Source organism: Pantoea sp. SGAir0175 (assembly GCF_043547855.1).
In genome coordinates, this window is record NZ_CP028081.1 from 2907021 (window position 1) to 2927263 (window position 20243).

At 57.1% G+C, this 20243-nt stretch carries 20 protein-coding genes; 8 read left to right on the forward strand and 12 right to left on the reverse strand.

Features of this window, described 5'->3' with window-relative positions; genetic code table 11:
* Positions 1-4 precede the first annotated feature (4 nt).
* The 7 genes from pxpA to C1N56_RS13605 form a co-directional block, all read right to left on the reverse strand.
* The gene (gene pxpA / locus C1N56_RS13575) at positions 5-742 is read right to left on the reverse strand and encodes a 5-oxoprolinase subunit PxpA (protein WP_058769446.1); all 738 of its coding nucleotides are present in this window, start codon (positions 740-742) and stop codon (positions 5-7) included.
* On the reverse strand, positions 726-1664 hold the full coding sequence (gene pxpC / locus C1N56_RS13580) for a 5-oxoprolinase subunit PxpC (RefSeq protein WP_394516761.1): 939 nt from the start codon (positions 1662-1664) through the stop codon (positions 726-728). Before pxpC ends, pxpA begins: the two co-directional genes overlap by 17 nt.
* On the reverse strand, positions 1658-2314 hold the full coding sequence (pxpB, locus tag C1N56_RS13585) for a 5-oxoprolinase subunit PxpB (protein WP_021508549.1): 657 nt from the start codon (positions 2312-2314) through the stop codon (positions 1658-1660). The genes pxpC and pxpB overlap by 7 nt, the downstream gene beginning before the upstream one ends.
* 161 nt (positions 2315-2475) lie before the next feature.
* Positions 2476-3219, reverse strand: a complete 744-nt coding sequence (locus C1N56_RS13590) for a type 2 GTP cyclohydrolase I (protein WP_394516762.1) — start codon at positions 3217-3219, stop codon at positions 2476-2478.
* An 18-nt stretch (positions 3220-3237) separates the two neighbouring features.
* Positions 3238-4665 (reverse strand): deoxyribodipyrimidine photo-lyase, encoded by a 1428-nt coding sequence (gene phrB, locus C1N56_RS13595; protein WP_394516763.1) that lies wholly within the window; start codon positions 4663-4665, stop codon positions 3238-3240.
* A gap of 12 nt (positions 4666-4677) precedes the next feature.
* Positions 4678-5634 carry a YbgA family protein gene (locus tag C1N56_RS13600; RefSeq protein ID WP_058775282.1) on the reverse strand — a complete coding sequence of 319 codons (957 nt, stop codon included), beginning with the start codon at positions 5632-5634 and terminating at the stop codon, positions 4678-4680.
* A 151-nt stretch (positions 5635-5785) separates the two neighbouring features.
* Positions 5786-5986 carry a YbfA family protein gene (locus C1N56_RS13605; protein WP_031279882.1) on the reverse strand — a complete coding sequence of 67 codons (201 nt, stop codon included), beginning with the start codon at positions 5984-5986 and terminating at the stop codon, positions 5786-5788.
* A gap of 246 nt (positions 5987-6232) precedes the next feature.
* Here C1N56_RS13605 and kdpE point away from each other — a divergent pair, with 246 nt between their 5' ends.
* A complete protein-coding gene (gene kdpE, locus C1N56_RS13610) occupies positions 6233-6907 on the forward strand; it encodes a two-component system response regulator KdpE (RefSeq protein ID WP_058775281.1) in 675 nt (224 codons plus the stop codon).
* Positions 6908-6951: 44 nt separating this feature from the next.
* On the opposite strand, the gene pgm is transcribed toward kdpE, so the two are convergent.
* Together pgm and seqA are read right to left on the reverse strand one after the other, a co-directional pair.
* Complete coding sequence (pgm, locus tag C1N56_RS13615) at positions 6952-8592, reverse strand: phosphoglucomutase (alpha-D-glucose-1,6-bisphosphate-dependent) (RefSeq protein ID WP_021508555.1); 1641 nt, start codon at positions 8590-8592, stop codon at positions 6952-6954.
* Between the two features lie 25 nt (positions 8593-8617).
* The gene (gene seqA / locus C1N56_RS13620; protein WP_059010772.1) at positions 8618-9157 is read right to left on the reverse strand and encodes a replication initiation negative regulator SeqA; all 540 of its coding nucleotides are present in this window, start codon (positions 9155-9157) and stop codon (positions 8618-8620) included.
* Positions 9158-9405: 248 nt separating this feature from the next.
* On the opposite strand from seqA, the gene ybfF reads away from it, so the two are divergent.
* The 4 genes from ybfF (at position 9406) to fur (ending at position 12085) form a co-directional block, all read left to right on the forward strand.
* Positions 9406-10170 (forward strand): esterase, encoded by a 765-nt coding sequence (ybfF, locus tag C1N56_RS13625; protein ID WP_059010775.1) that lies wholly within the window; start codon positions 9406-9408, stop codon positions 10168-10170.
* A 169-nt stretch (positions 10171-10339) separates the two neighbouring features.
* Positions 10340-10615, forward strand: coding sequence for a LexA regulated protein (gene ybfE / locus C1N56_RS13630; protein WP_010616122.1), 276 nt, complete (start codon positions 10340-10342; stop codon positions 10613-10615).
* Between the two features lie 137 nt (positions 10616-10752).
* A complete protein-coding gene (gene fldA, locus C1N56_RS13635; protein ID WP_021508557.1) occupies positions 10753-11283 on the forward strand; it encodes a flavodoxin FldA in 531 nt (176 codons plus the stop codon).
* Between the two features lie 352 nt (positions 11284-11635).
* Positions 11636-12085 (forward strand): ferric iron uptake transcriptional regulator, encoded by a 450-nt coding sequence (gene fur / locus C1N56_RS13640; RefSeq protein WP_021508558.1) that lies wholly within the window; start codon positions 11636-11638, stop codon positions 12083-12085.
* A gap of 61 nt (positions 12086-12146) precedes the next feature.
* Here the strand turns inward: fur and C1N56_RS13645 are convergent, their stop codons facing one another.
* From C1N56_RS13645 to nagE, 3 genes are all read right to left on the reverse strand, one after another.
* A complete protein-coding gene (locus C1N56_RS13645; protein ID WP_021508559.1) occupies positions 12147-12542 on the reverse strand; it encodes a hypothetical protein in 396 nt (131 codons plus the stop codon).
* Positions 12543-12778: 236 nt separating this feature from the next.
* Entirely contained in the window at positions 12779-14446 is a 1668-nt protein-coding gene (gene glnS, locus C1N56_RS13650; protein WP_058757889.1) for a glutamine--tRNA ligase, read from the reverse strand.
* A gap of 151 nt (positions 14447-14597) precedes the next feature.
* Positions 14598-16631, reverse strand: coding sequence for an N-acetylglucosamine-specific PTS transporter subunit IIBC (gene nagE / locus C1N56_RS13655; RefSeq protein ID WP_058758041.1), 2034 nt, complete (start codon positions 16629-16631; stop codon positions 14598-14600).
* A 343-nt stretch (positions 16632-16974) separates the two neighbouring features.
* On the opposite strand from nagE, the gene nagB reads away from it, so the two are divergent.
* The 3 genes from nagB to C1N56_RS13670 are packed head-to-tail and all read left to right on the forward strand — an operon-like array spanning position 16975 to position 20210.
* Positions 16975-17775, forward strand: a complete 801-nt coding sequence (gene nagB / locus C1N56_RS13660; protein WP_394516764.1) for a glucosamine-6-phosphate deaminase — start codon at positions 16975-16977, stop codon at positions 17773-17775.
* Positions 17776-17833: 58 nt separating this feature from the next.
* The gene (gene nagA, locus C1N56_RS13665; RefSeq protein WP_394517477.1) at positions 17834-18982 is read left to right on the forward strand and encodes an N-acetylglucosamine-6-phosphate deacetylase; all 1149 of its coding nucleotides are present in this window, start codon (positions 17834-17836) and stop codon (positions 18980-18982) included.
* 7 nt (positions 18983-18989) lie between these two features.
* Complete coding sequence (locus C1N56_RS13670; protein ID WP_058757890.1) at positions 18990-20210, forward strand: DNA-binding transcriptional regulator NagC; 1221 nt, start codon at positions 18990-18992, stop codon at positions 20208-20210.
* Positions 20211-20243 lie beyond the last annotated feature (33 nt).

The following is a 20243-nucleotide window of genomic DNA, read 5'->3' on the forward strand; positions in this document are numbered from 1 at the left end:
ATGATCAGGCGCTGGTGACAGCAATCTGATTTGTCGCAAAAGCGGCGCGCAGCGTGCGGGCGAATTCCAGCGCATGGGCGCCATCGCCGTGCAGACAGACCGTCTGCGCATTCACCGCCACCCATTCGCCGCTGACGCTGCGCACCTGACGCTGCTGCACCATGGTGAGCGTCTGCGCCAGCGCCTGCTCAGCCTCTTCGATTAACGCCCCCGGCTGGCTGCGCGGCACCAGCGCGCCACTGGCCAGATAGCCGCGGTCAGCAAACACTTCTTCGCGCGTGCGCAGACCATGATGCGCGGCGGCGGCAATTGAAGCGCTGCCCGCCAGGCCAACCAGAATCAGCGCCGGATCGACGGCTTTCACCGCGCGCGCAATCGCATCCGCCAGCGCCGCATCCGCCGCCGCCTGGTTATACAGCATGCCGTGCGGTTTCACGTGCACCAGCTTCGCCCCTTCACTTTCAGCGAGGCTTTTCAGGGCACCAATCTGGTAGATCACCTGCGCGTAGACGGTTTCCGGTGGCAGCTGCATGGCGGTCCGGCCAAAATTTTCCCGGTCGGGAAAGCTCGGATGCGCACCGATCGCCACGCCATTGGCGCTGGCCCAGCGCACCGACTGCAGCATGGTTTCGGCATCGCCGGCATGGAAACCGCAGGCGATGTTGGCCGAGCTCACCAGTTCCAGCAGGGCCCGATCGCTGGCACTGCCTTCACCGAGGTCGGCGTTAAGATCGATCTTCATGAGCAAGCCCCCAGGCTATCTGATCAAGCGAACGTTGCTGCTGCTGTTTGGCCAGCAGCGCCTCCTCCAGCGTGCAGCGGATGAAGTGAATCGGTTCTCCCAGACGAATCTGCGCCAGCTGATAGAGATCGGCTTCGATGACGCAGGCAATACGCGGATAGCCGCCGGTGGTTTGCGCATCGGCCATCAGCACAATCGGCTGGCCGTTCGGCGGCACCTGCACCACACCCGGCACCAGGCCGTGCGACAGCAGTTCACGTGCGACACTGCGCTGCAGCGGACTGCCCTGCAGCCGATAGCCCATACGGTTACTTTGCGGGCTGAGCTGCCACGGGTTACGCCAGAATGCGTCCTGCGCGTCGTGGGTAAATTCGTTGTACTCCGGCCCCGGCAGTGCGCGGATGCGGTTGCCCCACAGTAGCTGCCGTACGCCAGCCTGATGGCTGAAGCGGCGCGTCGGCTTGCCCAGCGGCAGCTGATCGCCATCCTGCAGTTTACGTCCCTGCCAGCCACCAAAGGCCGCTTTGAGATCGGTGCAGTGCGAGCCCAGCATGGCGTCGATGGCAAAACCGCCGTTCACCGCCAGATAGCTGCGCATACCGCGCGTAGGCATGGACAGACTCAGCACCTGGCCTTTTTTCACCGGCAGACGCCAGCCAGTCCACACCGGCTGGCCATCCAGTTCGGCGCTGCAGCTGGCACCGGTCAGCGCAAACCAGCCGTCGCGACGAAACTCCGCTTTGAACTGACCGAGCACAATCTCCAGCACCGCGCTGTTTTCCGCGTTGCCGACCAGCATATTGGCCGTGCGCATTGAAGGCTCATCCAGTGCGCCGCTCAGGCTGATGCCGTATTGCCGCCAGCCGTGGCGGCCGCGATCCTGCACCGAGGTCATTAATCCGGCACGCAAAATTTTTAACATACGCCCTCCCGTTGTGGCACGAAGCGGACGCTGTCGCCGGGACGCAGTAGCGTCGGCGGCTGCTGTTGTGGATCGAACAGGCTAAGCGGCGTGTGACCAATCAACTGCCAGCCACCGGGCGCAGCCAGCGGATAGATACCGGTCTGGCTGCCGCCAATGCCCACCGAACCGCCAGGCACCACCAGCCGGGGCTCGGCGCGACGCGGCGTGTGCAGCCGCTCATCCAGCCCACCGAGATAAGGGAAACCCGGCTGAAAGCCAATGAAATAGACCACGTAATCCGCGCTGCTGTGCAGCTCCACCACCTGTTGCGAGGTCAGATCCGCCGCACGGGCGACCTCCGCCAGATCCGGACCGCCCGCGCCGCCATACACCACCGGAATCTCAACCTGACGCGGCTCGGCCAGCAGCACCTCGCTCTCTTCCCACCAGCGCTGCAAACGCTCAATTGCATCCAGCGCTTTCAGCTGCGGATCGCGCAGCAGCAGCGTCAGGTTATTCATGCCCGGAATCACTTCCGCGATCTGCTCATTCTGCTGCAGCCGCTGGCACAATCCCCAGATGCGCTGCTGGCTGACGAGCGAAACCGGCGGTTCCAGCTCCAGTACCACCGCCCGCTCACCCAGCAGATAACAACGTGCTCGTTGCAAAACCCACCTCCCGGTCATTAATAAAACGCGCCGTGACCGCAGTGACGGCGCGCCTGAGGGCATTCGCTTATGCGAAAAGTCAATAAGTTATGCGAAAGTGAAGGAGATGTGTCAACTGATTTGCGCCCGGCACGTGTTTTCCGGGCGCATAAGCGAAGCGGTCAGGCGGGGTTGTCGATATCGATAAAGGTCACATCCAGACCATGCTGGCTGGCTAGCCACTCACCGAGCGCTTTAATGCCGCCGCGTTCGGTGGCGTGATGGCCGGCAGCAAAGAAATGCAGCCCCTGTTCACGGGCGCTGTGAATGGTCTGCTCAGAGACTTCACCGCTGATAAAGGCGTCGACGCCAAAGGCGGCGGCCGCATCGATAAAGCCCTGGCCGCCACCGCTGCACCATGCCACCCGGCGAATCAGCGCCGGAGCATTATCACCGCAGTGCAGCGGCTGGCGTCCAAGGCGCGCCGCGATTTTTTCCGCCAGCGCCGGACCGCTTAGCGGCTCAGCCAGCTCGCCCCAGGGCACCAGCGGCTGGATTTCACCTTTCACATCGATATCAAACAGCATGGCCAGCTGGGCGTTGTTGCCCAACTGTGGGTGAGCATCGAGCGGCAGGTGCCAGCCGTACAGGTTGATGTCATTGGCCAGCAGCGTGCGCAGACGCTGGCGTTTCATTCCTTTAATCACCGGCGCTTCGCTCTTCCAGAAGTAGCCATGATGCACCAGTATCGCATCGGCCTGGCGTTTTACCGCCTCATCAAGCAGCGCCTGACAGGCCGTCACGCCGGTGATTACACGGCGCACCTGCTCACGCCCCTCAACCTGCAAACCGTTGGGCGCATAGTCGCTGAAGGCACTGGTGTTGAGTTGCTGATTGACGATCTGTTCTAACTCGAAATTGTTCATAACGGCTCCGTGACCGCCTCAGGCTGCGCTGCGCGCGCGCTCGAAGGCGTCTAATGTCTTTTTACGTGCCGCCTTATGTTCCACGATTGGCGCCGGATAATCGAGTTTCTTGTTATTTTTCTCCGCCCAGGCGTGCGGCTGATGAATGGCGCTGTCCGGTACGTCTTGCAGCTCCGGCAGCCACCGGCGGATAAACTCGCCCTGCTTATCAAAGCGCTCGCCCTGGGTCGTCGGGTTGAAGATGCGGAAGTAAGGCGCGGCGTCGGTGCCGGTCGACGCGGCCCACTGCCAGCCACCGTTGTTAGCCGCCAGATCGCCGTCAATCAGTTGCTGCATGAAATAGCGTTCACCCTCGCGCCAGTCAATCAGCAGGTCTTTCACCAGAAAGCTGGCGGTGATCATGCGTAACCGATTGTGCATCCAGCCCAGCGTATTGAGCTGGCGCATCGCTGCGTCGACAATTGGATAACCGGTTTTGCCCTGCTGCCAGGCGGTAAGGTGTTGCTCATTCTGTTGCCAGCTGACGTTGCGCGTCCAGTCGACAAACGGCTGATGCTTACACAGCGCCGGAAAAGCCACCATCAGGTGACGATAAAATTCGCGCCAGACCAGTTCATTCAGCCACACCAGCGCGCTGCCGTTGTTCAGCGCCTGCGGGTGCTCCTTCAGAATGCGATGCAGGCACTGACGCGGTGACAGCACACCAATCGCCAGATACGGCGACAGGCGGCTGGTGCCGTCAATCGCCGGTATGTCGCGCTGCTGGTCATATTTTTCCACCCGCTGCTGGGCAAACTGGCGCAGCTGCTTCAGCGCCGCCTCTTCTCCGGCGGGAAACCAGGTTTCGTCGAATTTTTCCACAGGATAATCGAATGCCGCTATTTTTTTGCCGGCGGCCACGGGTGCCCCGGCGCGCGCTTTCGGTGCGTGGTGGCACTCTGGCAGCCCCTGTTGCAGACGCCGGATAAACGCTTTGCTGAACGGCGTGAACACTTTGAACATGCTGTTGCTGCCGGTCTGAACGCTGCCCGGTGGTAACAGCAGGCTGTCATCGAATCCCTGGCACACCACGCCCTGCTGATCGAGCTGCTTTTCAACCGCAGCATCGCGCTGGCGCTCATTGAATTCATACTGATAGTTGTAAAACAGCGCATCCACCTTGTGCTGCTGGCAGAAGGTCGCCAGATAGTCGACCGACGCGGCGAAGTCATCGCACTGATGAAAGTGCAGCTTAATACCGCGTTCTGCCAGCGACTGCTGCAGCAGGCACAGGTTTTGATGGATAAAAGCCGCCTGTTTGGGGGCCATGCTGTGTTGCTGCCACTGGCCGGGCGTGGCGATGAACAGCGCCAGCACCTCGGCCTGACTGTCGCGGCAGGCCGCGGCCAGTGCGCTGTTATCATTCATGCGCAAATCGTTACGCAGCCAGACTAAATGAGTGCTCATAACGCTCCGTGTTTACTGGCCGTAGCGCAGACGCAGCGCTTCCGGGTAGGGATCGAAATAACGCTGCTGCGCCAGCCACGGGTGCGGGAACTCTGCCATGTAATGTTTCAGCATGGTGATGGGGGCCAGCAACGGCTGCACACCGCGACGGTAGCGGTCAATAAGCTGCGCCAGCTCCTGACGCTGCGGTGAACTCAGCTTCGGCCGGAAATAGCCCTGTACATGCATCAGCACATTGGTGTGATTACGGCGCGACGCCTGGTGCGACATCAGGTGCATCAGACGGTTACGGTATTCGAAGGCGTACGCATCCAGTGACTCCCACTGTTCCATTGCCGCGACAAACCGTCCCATCTCGCGGTACTCATCCTGCGCATGCGACAGCAGCAGTAGTTTGTAGCGACTGTGGAAGGCAATCAGCTTGTGACGCGTCAGCCCGCTGCGCCACATTTCGTTGAACTCATGCAGCGCATAGACGCGCCCCATAAAGTTTTCGCGGATCGCATCATCGTGCAGGCGTCCATCCTCTTCCAGCGGCAGCCACGGCAGCTCTTTTTGCAGGAACGAGGTGAACACACCGGTGCCAGCTTTGCGATTGTTGTTAGTGTCAGGCTCGTAGACGCGCACGCGCTCCAGTCCGCAGCTCGGCGATTTGGCACACAGGATGTAGCCGCACAGGTGGTGCAGCGATTTGACGCGCTCCGCAGACCAGCGGGCCATTTCGTCGGTCAGCTCTTCCCCGCCGTCTTTACTGAAACACAGGTGGATCTGATCGTCGCTCTGTTTGACCAGCCGCAGCGCCGGGCGCGGCGTCGGCAGACCGATGGCCATTTCCGGGCAGACAGGTTCGAAGCGCACAAATGGCGCGAGCTCGTCAGTCGCAAAGGCAAAACGCTTGTGGCCGCCATCGAATCGGACGCTATCCCCGAGCAGGCAGGCACTGATACCTACAGGAATTTTCTCGCTCATACTTGTACAACCTCCAAAATCTTGTAGAGGTTTAAGTGTAGCTGAAATGCCGCGAGATAACAGCGGGACAATGCGTTTGTCGCACCACTTTAAGATAAAAAAACCCGGTGCCTCGAGCGAGGTCACCGGGTTATCACCGCGAAGCCGGAGGTTACCAGTAGATACCGCCTGCCGCTTCCGATTGCGCCAGCCAGACTGGTTTGGTGCTGGTTTTGCACCACATGCGGTGCAGATAACTGTAGAAGCGCGCGCGATCCTGGCGGAACAGCATCACTGGCAGCGCCAGTACGCCAATCAATACCACCAGCACACGGCGCAGCACAATTTTGGCGAGTGGATATGCCTGATACATCAATGCCTCCTCGTGGTAAATTTTGCTATGAAATGTGATCTGCCTCAGATATTACGCCTGGTTGTGTAATTTTACTACTCATCCGACCACTATTTTGATCTTTTTTCAGTCATTTCCTGGCCGGGATGAAAGGAAGTTACATTTTTGTAAAATTTTGGATCACAGCGAGTTACTGAGATCGTGACGGACGCCGTCGCGGTTTATTGTTAAAGTAATGCGTTAACCTTATTTGCCGCAGGAGTCAGCGTGACGACCATCTTGATTGTCGAAGATGAAAAGGAGATTCGCCGTTTCGTGCGCCTGGCGCTGGAGAGCGAAGGCCTGAAGATTGTGGAAGCGGAGCAGTTGCAGCGCGGCCTGATTGAAGCGGCTACGCGCAAACCGGATTTGGTGATTCTCGATCTCGGTTTACCGGACGGCGATGGCAATGCCTTCATCCGCGAAGTGCGGCAGTGGAGCAGCATGCCGGTAATTGTGCTGTCAGCACGCAGTGACGAGCAGGATAAAATAGAGGCGCTGGATGCCGGCGCTGACGACTATCTCACTAAGCCGTTTGGCATCGGCGAACTGCTGGCGCGCGTGCGCGTGGCGCTGCGTCGTCATCAGCGCAGCCAGCCGGAGCCGCTGGTGCAGTTTGGCGAGGTGAGTGTCGATCTCGCCGCGCGACGCGTGCTGCGCAGCGGTGAGGAAGTGCATCTGACGCCGACCGAGTTTCGTCTGCTCAGCCTGCTGCTGAATAACGCCGGTAAGGTGCTGACCCAGCGCCAGTTGCTTAACCAGGTTTGGGGCCCTAACGCCGTCGAACACAGCCATTATCTGCGCATCTATATGGGACACCTGCGGCAAAAGCTGGAAGCCAATCCCACCCAGCCCAGTCATCTGCTGACGGAAACCGGCATCGGCTATCGCTTTATGCCATAAAAAAAGGCCGCGAGCGCGGCCTTCATGTCATGCGTGCCGCCCTGTCAGGCGTTTTTCAGCACTTCGCTGACAATTTCTACCGCTTCTTTCTCGATCTGCTGGCGATGCTCAGCGCCGAGGAAGCTTTCACAATAGATTTTGTAGGCGTCTTCGGTACCGGACGGACGCGCGGCAAACCAGCCGTTTTCAGTCATCACTTTCAGACCACCAATCGAGGCGCCGTTGCCCGGTGCCGCGGTCAGACGTGCGGTGATCGGGTCGCCCGCCAGCGTATCGGCGCTGACCATTTCAGGTGACAGCTTCGACAGCGCCGCTTTCTGCGCAGAAGTGGCAGGTGCCTGCAGACGGTTGTAGCTTGGCGCACCAAAACGCGCGGCCAGCTCATCATAGTGCTGCTGCGGGTTCTTACCGGTAACCGCAGTGATTTCCGCCGCCAGCAGACACAGGATGATGCCGTCTTTGTCTGTTGACCAGGCGGAGCCGTCGAAACGCAGGAACGAGGCGCCGGCGCTCTCTTCCCCGCCAAAGCCAAAGCTGCCGTCGAAAAGACCATCCACGAACCATTTGAAGCCGACCGGGACTTCCACCAGCTTGCGACCAATGTCGTTCACCACGCGGTCAATCATCGCGCTGGAAACCAGCGTTTTACCAACGGCCACCTCTTTGCCCCACTGCGGACGGTGCTGGAACAGGTAGTTGATCGCTACCGCCAGATAGTGGTTCGGGTTCATCAGACCGGCGGGCGTGACGATGCCGTGACGGTCGTAATCCGGATCGTTACCGAAGGCCAGATCGAACTTATCTTTATACGCCAGCAGACCGGCCATCGCGCACTCGGACGAACAGTCCATGCGCACCACGCCATCTTTATCCAGATGCATGAAGCGGAACGTCTGGTCGATGGCATCATTGACGATGGTCAGATCCAGCTGGTAGTGCTCAGCAATGCGCTGCCAGTAGGCCATGCCGGAACCGCCGAGCGGATCGACACCGATTTTCAGGCCGGCTTTCTGGATCGCCGGGAAGTCAATCACCTGCGCCAGACCTTCAACGTATGGCTGGATCAGATCCTGCTCAACGATGTGGCCACTGGCCCACGCCTGATCCAGCGCCAGACGCTTAACCTCTTTCAGCTCACCTTTGATCAGCTGATTCGCGCGATCTTCCACCACTTTGGTGACGTTGGTGTCAGCCGGTCCACCGTTCGGCGGATTGTACTTGATGCCACCGTCTTCCGGCGGGTTGTGCGACGGGGTAATGACGATGCCGTCCGCCTGCGCGCCGCCGCGCTTGTTATGCTCCAGAATGGCGTTGGAGATCGCCGGCGTCGGCGTATAGCCGTTGTCCTGCTGCACAATCACATCAACGCCGTTAGCGGCCAGCACTTCCAGCACTGACAGGATCGCCGGCTCAGACAGCGCATGGGTGTCTTTACCTACGTAGCACGGGCCGGTGATGCCGTTCTTTTTACGCTCTTCAGCGATCGCCTGCGCAATCGCCAGAATGTGTACTTCGTTGAAGCTATGACGTCCCGCGCTGCCGCGGTGGCCGGAGGTGCCAAATTTCACCGCATGGTCCGGGTTCGCCGCATCCGGCTTCAGGACATAGTACTGCGAGGTTAATTGTGCAACGTTAATCAAATCGCTCTGCTGGGCAGGTTGCCCGGCACGGGGGTGATTGGCCATTGGCGCTTCTCCCTGACGCTTCGGTTTAAATGGTGCCGCAAACTTTCTCTGCCAGTTCCTGCGGGAACTGCATGGCAAGCATGATGTGTTCCACCATGCTGCATTTACGACCTGTATTGGTATTGGTGATCACCCAGTACGGCGTGCCGGGTACGTGCTTCGGCTTAGTATGGGTGCCATTTTGCAACAACGTGTGCTCATCGCCCGCAAAGTAAACGCGGGTGCGGCCCTGCAGCGAAGCAGTAGCATCAGCAAACGCCGCCGGATCAAGACGATAGAGCGTTGACAGGATCAGCATAAAGCGATTAACCGCCTTCTTCTGCTCCGCATACTCGTCAGACAGCAGCAGCTCACGCACGGCGCGCACGCGATCCTGAGGACGCGCTTCGCTGCGTACAGCTGGCGCTTCTTTTACCGCAGCACTGGTCGCTGACGCAGCAGGTGCGCTCTGGCCGGCGGTGAATTTCAGCATGCGGCGCAAAATGTCCGACGCGCTTTCACCAATGTGCTGGGTGTGGCTGGCAATATAACGGTAGAGTTCTTCGTCAACTTCAATCGTTTTCATCTTTTTCCGTACGATTCTGGCAAATGGCAGAACCACGCTATTCTGCAACGGCCTTAGCAAAATCCGGTCGTGCAAAATGTGAGCGGGCTCTAACATAAGGATTATAAAGTTAAATCCGCGACAGCCGGTAGCGCTGGCATCGTTTCCGGGCAAAAGTCGGAATATGCCCTAATGCCTGACCGCCTGGCGCCGGGACAGGTGAATCCATGATACCCTAAGCCCAGGTCTCAACCGAAAGAACTTTAGCCATGATTTTGAACGCCCGTCTGCAAACTGAACAATCTGCCCCTGATGGCCAGCCCATTCTGTTAATTCATGGCCTGTTTGGTAGCCTGGATAACCTCGGCGTACTGGCGCGCGGCGTGCGCGATGCACGGCCCACGCTGCAGGTGGATGTCCGTAACCACGGCCTGTCACCGCGCAGCGTAGAGATGCACTACGCTGCGCTGGCGCAGGATATGGTTGACACGCTGGATGCGCACCACATCGAACGGGTCGATGTTATCGGCCACTCAATGGGCGGCAAAATTGCCATGGCGCTGAGCGCCGTTGCGCCCGAACGGATTGGCAAAATGGTGCTGATCGATATCGCGCCGGTGGATTACCAGACGCGACGTCACGATGAGATCTTCGCGGCAATCCGCGCGGTCAGCGCAGCTGGCGTCACGCGCCGCAGCGCTGCGGCCGACGTGATGCGTGAACACGTGCGCGAAGAAGGCGTGATTCAGTTCATTCTGAAATCTTTCCATGAAGGCGAATGGCGCTTTAACGTGCCGGTGTTGTGGGACAATTATCCGGTGCTCTCCGGCTGGCAGGAGGTGCCCGCGTGGCCTCATCCGGCGCTGTTTATTCGCGGCGGTGATTCACCCTATCTGGACAATCAGCACCGTGATGCGCTGCTGCGCCAGTTCCCGCAGGCGCAGGCGCACATTATCAGCGGTGCCGGCCACTGGGTGCATGCCGAAAAACCCGATGCCGTACTGCGCGCGGTGCGCCGCTTTTTTAACCTGTAAAAGCAAAAGCTTGCTACGGGCGGTTTAGGGTTGGCGTCGCGCCGGGCGCTGGAGTATGATGTCGCGCTAAAAATTTGCCGCGGATGCTTTTTTCGCCGCGGTCGGGCCGATAAATGTTTAAATCGCGCAGCGCCTTTCCGCCGTTCGCGCCCACGCAGTTTCACAAACCATGGCAAAAGAACAGACAGATCGTACCACGCTCGATCTCTTCGCAGACGAGCGGCGTCCCGGTCGCCCTAAAACCAGTCCGCTGTCGCGTGATGAGCAGCTGCGCATTAATAAGCGCAACCAGCTGAAGCGCGACCGGGTGCGCGGCCTGCGCCGCGTTGAGCTGAAAATGTCCAGCGAAGCGGTCGACGCGCTTAATACGCTGGCCGAGCAGCAGAACATCAGCCGCAGTGAACTGATTGAACAAATGCTGCTGGCGCAGCTCAAACTGGCGTAACGTGCACAGACCGCACGCTGGAACACAAACTCAGCGCTTTACACATTCCGCGCTTTTCGCCGGTCTGCTATCATTCGCATAACTGTGTCGTCTTCTGACTTACTTTCACAATCAGGATTTAAGAGGTTACTCACTCCATGGCAATCGTAGGCATTTTCTTCGGCAGCGATACCGGCAACACTGAAAACATTGCAAAAATGATCCAGAAACAACTGGGTAAAGATGTCGCCGAAGTGCATGACATTGCTAAGAGCACCAAAGAAGATCTCGAAGCATTCGATATTCTGCTGCTGGGTATTCCGACCTGGTACTACGGTGAAGCCCAGTGCGACTGGGATGACTTCTTCCCGACGCTGGAAGAGATTGATTTCAACGGTAAGCTGGTAGCGCTGTTTGGCTGCGGCGATCAGGAAGATTATGCCGAGTACTTCTGTGACGCGATGGGCACCATTCGCGACATCATTGAGCCAAACGGCGCAGTGATTGTGGGCCACTGGCCAACCGAAGGTTACCACTTCGAAGCCTCTAAAGGTCTGGCAGACGACAAACACTTCCTCGGCCTCGCCATCGATGAAGATCGTCAGCCTGAACTGACTAACGAGCGCGTCGACAAATGGGTTAAGCAGATCTTTGACGAGCTGCAGCTGCAGGCGATCATCGAAGCCTGATGCTTTCCTGTCCGATGTGGGCGCTGGCTCACATCGGGCAATGGAATTACCTATAAAAATAATAGCTATGGTTTTTTAACTTTTTCCCTCAATTCTGTAGAATACCCGCAACGGTCATCTGCTTATTCCTCGGGCATCAGACTGAGACTGCGCGAAAAGGAACATCGATCTGCACGATCCCGCTGAGGTTCACGACATTTCTCCTTACAGCATCCGGGGAATTGTCCGCCGCAGCCGGTTTTCATTTCGCAGGCTGAGCTCTATAATGAGACGCAAATGAGAATGCGCGTTGACCACACATTCAAGGCCTTTGCGCCGTAAGTGACTAGCAAAGTAACAGGACAATATCCGCATGACTGACAACAACTCCGCATTGAAAAAGGCTGGCCTGAAAGTCACGCTGCCCAGACTGAAGATTCTGGAAGTGCTTCAGGGACCCGGACCCGAGTCCCATCATGTCAGTGCGGAAGATTTGTACAAACGCCTGATCGACATGGGCGAAGAGATTGGTCTGGCGACGGTATACCGTGTTCTGAACCAGTTTGACGACGCCGGCATCGTGACGCGTCATAACTTCGAAGGCGGGAAATCCGTGTTCGAACTGACCCAGCAGCATCATCATGATCACCTGATTTGCCTCGACTGCGGCAAAGTGATCGAGTTTAGCGATGAATCTATCGAAACGCGTCAGCGTGAGATTGCAACACGCCACGGTATCAAACTCAGCAACCACAGCCTGTATCTGTACGGCCACTGTGCGCTGGGAGACTGCCGCGAAGACGAGACGCTCCACGATCAGTAATTGAATATGCTATGCAGTATAAAAAAACCGGTGCCAGGCACCGGTTTTTTTATGGCTGCGTTCAGGCGACCAGCGTTTCCTGCAAATAGCGCCAGCGCGGAACCGGCGTGCTGCAGTCCAGCACCGCCAGCGAAATGCGGGTCTGGTTGTTGCCGTTAAGCATTTGCAGTTCGTGATACTGAATGGTCACTTCCTGCTGCTGCTGGGAAATGATGGCATGCTCACTGGTGGCGATTCGCATCCCTTCCCGCTGCCCGTGCAGTTTGCGAAACAGGGTTTCAGTGTCATTGAGATCGAGCTGTTTGCCTTGCGGCGTCACCATTTTGAAGTCGGGATGAAAGTGCGACAGCAGCAGGTCCATACTGTCATCGCTGCCTTCGGCCTGATTAAAAATACGTTCGATAAGCTGATGTAAAACCACCACGCTATGTTTGGCTTCCAGAGCGAGACTTGTCATTTTTCTTCCTTCGCTAACCCGCACAGCAACATTTAAGAGCGCATAGCCTACCTGAAAATAACGATTTCACACGGGTAAATTAGTTAATTTTATTAAAGTCAGATTAGTCGTAATCGCGCGCAATTACTGTTTTTTGTCTGGTTCAGCATAATCGATTCCCGTTTGCAGATAACGGGCAATAAAAAAGGGCGATTGCTCGCCCTTTGCTGATCATATCGTGCTATCAAGCAGTAAAATTATTCGCCGATTTTTGCCCAGGTATCACGCAGACCCACGGTGCGGTTGAACACCAGTTTCGACGGCTGCGAGTACACGCTGTCAGCGCAGAAGTAACCTTCGCGCTCAAACTGATACGGTGCCAGCGCACTGGCGGCACGCAGACCCGGCTCAACGAAGCCCTGTTTGATCTCCAGCGAGTTCGGGTTAATGGTGGTGAGGAAATCCTCGGCCGCGCCCGGGTTTGGCACGCTGAACAGACGATCGTACAGGCGGAATTCGGCAGGCAGCGCGTGAATCGCCGACACCCAATGGATAACGCCTTTCACCTTGCGGCCATCGGCCGGATCTTTGCTCAGGGTGTCGACATCGCAGGTAGCGTAGATGCAGGTAATGTTGCCGGCTTCATCTTTCGCCACGCGCTCGGCACGAATGACATAAGCGTTGCGCAGACGAACTTCTTTACCCAGCACCAGACGTTTGTACTGCTTGTTGGCCTCTTCACGGAAGTCGGCGCGATCGATCCACACCTCACGGCTGAACGGCACCTCACGCGTGCCCATCTCCGGCTTGTTCGGATGGTTCGGCATGCTGATGATTTCTTCATGCCCGGCCGGCAGGTTCTCGATCACCACTTTCAGCGGATCCAGCACCGCCATAGCGCGCGGCGCGTTCTCGTTGAGGTCGTCACGAATGCACGACTCCAGCGACGCCATCTCAACAATGTTGTCCTGCTTGGTCACACCGATACGGCGGCAGAATTCGCGGATTGACGCCGCGCTATAGCCACGACGGCGCAGACCGGATACGGTCAGCATGCGCGGATCGTCCCAGCCTTCAACAATCTTCTCGCTCACCAGCTGCGTCAGCTTACGCTTCGACATCACCGCATATTCCAGATTCAGGCGCGAGAACTCATACTGACGCGGATGCACCGGAATGGTGATGTTATCCAGCACCCAGTCGTAGAGACGACGGTTATCCTGGAACTCCAGCGTACACAGGGAATGGGTGATGCCTTCCAGCGCATCGGAGATGCAGTGGGTAAAGTCGTACATCGGATAGATGCACCACTTGTTGCCAGTCTGGTGGTGTTCGGCAAATTTAATGCGGTACAGCACCGGATCGCGCATCACAATAAAGCTGGATGCCATGTCGATTTTGGCACGCAGGCAGGCTTTGCCCTCTTCGAAGCCGCCATCACGCATCTTCTGGAACAGCGCCAGGTTCTCTTCCACGCTGCGATCGCGATACGGGCTGTTTTTGCCCGGCGCGGTTAGCGTGCCGCGGTATTCACGGATCTGCTCTGGCGACAGCTCATCAACGTAGGCCAGGCCTTTGTTGATCAGCTCAACCGCGTAGTTGAACAGTTGGTCAAAGTAGTCAGAGGAGTAACGAATGTTGCCGCTCCACTCAAAGCCCAGCCATTGCACATCATTCTTGATCGATTCAACGAACTCCATATCCTCTTTGACCGGATTGGTGTCGTCGAAACGCAGGTTGCACTGCCCCTGATAATCTTGTGCGATACCAAAGTTCAGGCAGATCGATTTTGCATGGCCAATATGCAGGTAACCATTGGGCTCAGGCGGGAAACGGGTATGCACACTGTTGTGCTTACCGCTCGCCAAATCTTCGTCGATGATCTGACGAATAAAGTTCGTTGGGCGGGCTTCAGCCTCACTCATCTCAAAATCCTCAAAACAATAGCGGGTGATTTGTACCACGAAGTAACGGAGTATGATCCACAAAGCGCTGAAGGGAAACAACCGTTTGTTGGTCGTTTTAAAACAAAAAAGGCAGGAATTGCTTCCTGCCTTCAGTGACGATCAAAACGTGTTAATTTTTGACTTCGTACAGCGGCGTAACGCCTGCTACCACGGTACCGCCTGCCAGCAGATTCAGACCAGCAAAATCATCGCTGTTGCTGACCACCACCGGGCTGATCATCGAACGCGCATTGGCATTGAGGAAGTCCAGATCCATTTCGAGGATCGGCTGGCCCGCTGTGACGGTTGCGCCCTCTTCCACCAGACGGGTAAACCCTTTACCTTCCAGCGCGACGGTATCGAGACCCATATGCACGACAATCTCGACGCCATTTTCGGCTTCAAGGCAGAATGCATGGTTGGTGTTGAAGATTTTCACCACGGTGCCCGCCACCGGCGCGACGACAGTTTTATCGCTCGGTTTGATCGCCAGGCCATCGCCTACAGCTTTGCTGGCGAAAGCTTCATCCGGCACGTTTTCCAGCGCGACCACTTCGCCACTGACCGGTGCCAGCAGTGTTGCAATCACCTTTTTCTCGCTGTTGCGCACGGCCTGGGGCTGAGCAGCCGCAGGCGCAGCGGTGGTTGCCGCAGCAGGTGCCGCTGCGCCGGCCACCGGGCCTTTGCTCAGTACGGTTTTCATCGCGGTCGCAATGCTTTCGGCCTGCGTACCAACAATGATCTGCACGCTCTGCTTGTTAAGGCGGATCACGCCAGAAGCACCGAGGCGTTTGGCCACACTCTCATTCACCTGCGCCGAGTCTTTCACATTCAGACGCAGACGGGTAATGCAGGCGTCGATGTTGGTCAGGTTGTCAGAACCGCCCACCGCGCCGATGTAGCGACGTGCCAGAGATTCGGTTTCGCTCTCACCGTTGCTGCTGTGATCAACGTTGACGTCATAGCCGTCTGTCTCATCACCGGCAGCCAGCTCGCGACCCGGCGTCAGCAGGTTGAATTTCTGAATGGTGAAGCGGAACACCACATAGTAGATGACGAAGAACACCAGACCCTGCGGGATCAGCATCCACCAGTGCACCGCCAGCGGGTTACGCGTCGACAGCACCATGTCCACCAGACCGGCACTGAAACCGAAACCGGCAATCCAGTGCATGCTGGCAGCAATGAAGACCGAAATACCGGTCAGCACGGCGTGGATGACATACAGCACCGGTGCCACGAACATGAAGGAGAATTCCAGTGGCTCGGTGATGCCGGTGAAGAAGGCGGCGAATGCCGCTGCCAGCATGATACCACCGACTTTCGCGCGGTTTTCCGGACGTGAGCAGTGATAGATTGCCAGCGCCGCACCCGGCAGACCGAACATCATGATCGGGAAGAAGCCCGCCTGATAGCGACCGGTGATACCCGGGATGCCGGTACCGTTGGCGATAGACTGCGCGCCGCCAAGGAATTTCGGAATGTCGTTGATACCCGCCACGTCGAACCAGAACACCGAGTTCAGCGCGTGGTGCAGGCCAACAGGAATCAGCAGACGGTTAAAGAAGGCGTACACGCCCGCACCGACCGAGCCCAGTTTCTGGATGTGCTCACCAAAGCTCACCAGACCGCCGAAAATAATCGGCCAGACGTACATCAGGATAAAGGCGACCACAATCATCAGGAAGGAGACCAGGATCGGCACCAGACGGCGACCGCTGAAGAACGACAGCGCCTTGGGCAGCTCAACGTGGCTGAAGCGGTTGTACACTTCCGCCGAGAGAATACCCACCAGGATGCCGACAAACTGGTTGTTGATTTTACCGAAGGCGGCAGGAACCTGCTCCACCGGCATTTTCTGAATCATGGCCACCGCGGCGGGTGAACACAGGGTAGTAACCACGAGGAAACCTACAAAGCCGGTTAATGCCGCTGCACCGTCTTTATCTTTTGACATGCCGTAAGCCACACCGATGGCGAACAGCACGGACATGTTGTCGATGATGGCAGAACCCGATTTGATCAGCAGTGCTGCCAGCGCATTGCCTGCGCCCCAGCTGTCCGGATCGATCCAGTAACCTACCCCCATCAGGATTGCCGCTGCCGGCAGGGTCGCTACCGGCACCATAAGCGCGCGGCCGACCTTTTGCAGATATCCTAAAATACTCACCTTATTCTCCCCCTATGAGACTGGCGTTTTGCCGTGATGCGGGTTGATTTTATTATCCCGGCACCCGGTACCTTGATGACACACTTCACCACGAGGCGCAGTGTAAAGATAAATTAATTCGCCTCGCAAATTAAAACCAGTGTAACTGTGACTTTAATCACCAAAATGGACGTTTTTCACTGCGAAATGCTAGCCACCACCACAAACTTATTTTATGATGAAAAATATCAGGTCGCACTTTTCCAACGCCGCGAGCGTGCAAACGGGTTACCCTATAAGCAGCCAGCTGCAGCAGTAAACGCGACCCTAACTTTCCAATCTTAACTGAGGTGAAGACATGAGACTGATCCCTTTGGCCACACCGTCCCAGGTGGGTAAATGGGCTGCACGCCATATCGTTAATCGCATCAATGCCTTTAAACCCAGCGCAGACCGTCCCTTTGTGCTGGGACTGCCAACCGGCGGTACGCCGCTGGAAGCCTACAAGCACCTGATCGAGATGCATAAAGCGGGCCAGGTTAGTTTCAAACACGTGATCACCTTCAATATGGATGAGTATGTCGGTCTGCCGAAAGAGCATCCGGAAAGCTATCACAGCTTTATGTACCGTAACTTTTTCGATCACGTTGATATTCAACCAGAAAATATCAATCTTCTGAATGGCAATGCCGAAGATATTGACGCAGAATGTCGCCAATACGAAGAGAAGATCCGCGCACTGGGTAAAATCCACCTGTTTATGGGCGGCGTCGGCAACGATGGCCACATTGCGTTCAACGAGCCGGCTTCTTCGCTCTCTTCCCGCACCCGCATTAAAACCCTGACGCACGACACCCGTGTGGCGAACTCGCGTTTCTTCGACGGCGATGTTGATCAGGTGCCTAAATATGCCCTGACCGTGGGCGTCGGCACGCTGCTGGATGCGGAAGAAGTGATGATTCTGGTGACCGGCCACGTCAAAGCCCAGGCGCTGCAGGCGGCGGTAGAAGGTAACGTCAACCACATGTGGACCATCAGCTGCCTGCAGCTGCACCCGAAAGCGGTGGTGGTGTGTGATGAGCCAGCCACCATGGAACTGAAAGTGAAAACCGTGAAATATTTCCGCGAAATGGAAGCGGAAAATATGAAGGGTGTGTAACAACACGTTGTAGAAAGCCTGCTGTTAAGCGCAGCAGGTTCAGCCGGGAGAAGAGATGATGTGCGCATTAGTTAACGGCCGGATTTTTACCGGTCATGAAGTTCTGGACAATCACGCCGTGGTGATTGCCAATGGCCTGATTGAGCGTGTCTGCCCGCGCGATGCGCTGGACGCCGCGATTCCACAACAGGATGTGGCTGGTGCGTTCATCGCTCCCGGATTTATCGACCTGCAGCTCAACGGCTGCGGCGGCGTGCAGTTCAACGATGACATCAATGCCCTGAGCGTGGAAACGCTGGAGATCATGCAGCGTGCCAATGAAAAATCCGGCTGCACCAGCTATTTACCGACGCTGATTACCAGCAGTGATGAACTGATGAAGCGCGCGATTGAAACCATGCGCGCTTACCTGGCGAAGCATCAGAATCAGGCGCTGGGCCTGCATCTGGAAGGTCCGTGGCTGAATAAAGAGAAGAAAGGCACTCACAATCCGCAGCTGATTCGTCTGCCGGATGCGGAGCTGGTAGATTTCCTGTGCGCCAACGCTGACGTCATCACCAAAGTTACGCTGGCGCCGGAAAATGCGGGCAGCGCGGTGATTCGCCAGCTGCGTGACGCTGGGATTATTGTGTCGTCCGGTCACTCCAATGCTACCTATGCCGAAGCCAAAGCGGGCATCAGCGCGGGCGTCACCTTTGCCACCCACCTGTATAACGCCATGAGCGCCTTTAGCGGGCGTGAGCCAGGTCTTATCGGTGCGCTGTTTGATTCGCCTGATGTATACTGCGGCATTATTGCAGACGGTTTACATGTCAATTACGCTAACGTGCGCAATGCAAAACGAATCAAAGGCGACAAACTGGTGCTGGTGACCGATGCCACCGCGCCGGCCGGTGCGTCGATTGATCAATTCATTTTTGCAGGTAAAACAATATACTATCGCGACGGCCTGTGCGTAGATGAGAACGGTACCCTGAGCGGATCTGCGCTGACGATGATTGAAGCGGTGCAGAATAGCGTGGAACATTGTGGTATCGCGCTGGACGAAGCGCTGCGCATGGCGACCCTGTATCCGGCAAGGGCAATGGGTGTGGAAAAGCAGTTTGGTACGGTGGAAGCAGGAAAAGTCGCCAACCTCACTGTCTTTACCCGCGATTATCAAATCACTAAGACGTTCGTCAACGGAGACAACGTCCTCAGCGAGTAAGTACTGAATGACCACTGGCGGCCAGACTCAAATAGGAAATGTCGATCTTGTCAAACAACTTAACAGTGCAGCTGTTTACCGGCTGATTGATCAACAGGGGCCGATTTCGCGTATTCAGATTGCCGAACTCAGCCAGCTTGCGCCCGCCAGCGTCACCAAAATTACCCGTCAGCTTATCGAACGCGGCCTCATCAAAGAGGTGGAGCAACAGGCCTCCACCGGTGGGCGCCGCGCCATCTCCATCATCACCGAAACCCGCCATTTTCATACCATCGGCGTGCGCCTGGGGCGCAACGATGCCACGCTGACGCTGTTCGATCTCAGCGGAAAATCGCTGGCGCAGGAAGATTATCCGCTGCCGGAGCGCACCCAGGAGACGCTGGAGAACGCGCTGTTCAACGCCATCAGTGCCTTTATGAGCACGCACCAGCGTAAAATTCATGAGCTGATCGCTATCGCGGTGATCCTGCCGGGGCTGGTCGACCCGATTAACGGCATCATTCGCTACATGCCGCATATCGCCGTCAGCCACTGGCCGCTGGTGGCGAGCCTGAAAAAACGCTTTAACGTCACCAGTTTTGTCGGGCACGATATCCGCAGCCTGGCGCTGGCTGAGCACTATTTCGGTGCAAGTCGCGACTGTGCGGACTCCATTCTGGTGCGTTTACACCGCGGAACCGGTGCCGGCATCATCGCTAACGGCCACATTTTTCTCGGCAGCAATGGCAACGTGGGTGAGATTGGCCATATTCAGGTCGATCCGCTCGGCGAACGCTGCCACTGTGGCAACTTTGGCTGCCTCGAAACCATCGCCGCCAACGGCGCGATTGAGAACCGCGTGCGCCACCTGCTCAATCAGGGTTATCCCAGCAGCCTGACGCTGGATGATTGCCAGATGCCGCAAATCTGCCGCGCCGCCAATCAGGGCGACGCGCTGGCCTGCGAAGTGATCGAGTACGTTGGCCGCTATCTCGGCAAAGCGATCGCTATCGCCATTAACCTGTTTAACCCGCAAAAAGTGGTGCTGGCCGGCGAAATTACCGATGCCGACAAAGTGCTGTTCCCGGCGATTGAGGGCTGCATTAACACCCAGGCGTTAAACGCGTTTCGCAAAAATCTGCCCGTGGTGCGGTCTGAACTGGACCATCGCTCGGCAATTGGCGCTTTCGCGCTGGCAAAACGCGCTATGCTGAATGGCATTCTGCTGCAGCACCTGCTGGAAGAATAATAGAAAGCCTGCCGGCTGGCAGGCCCGACCGGA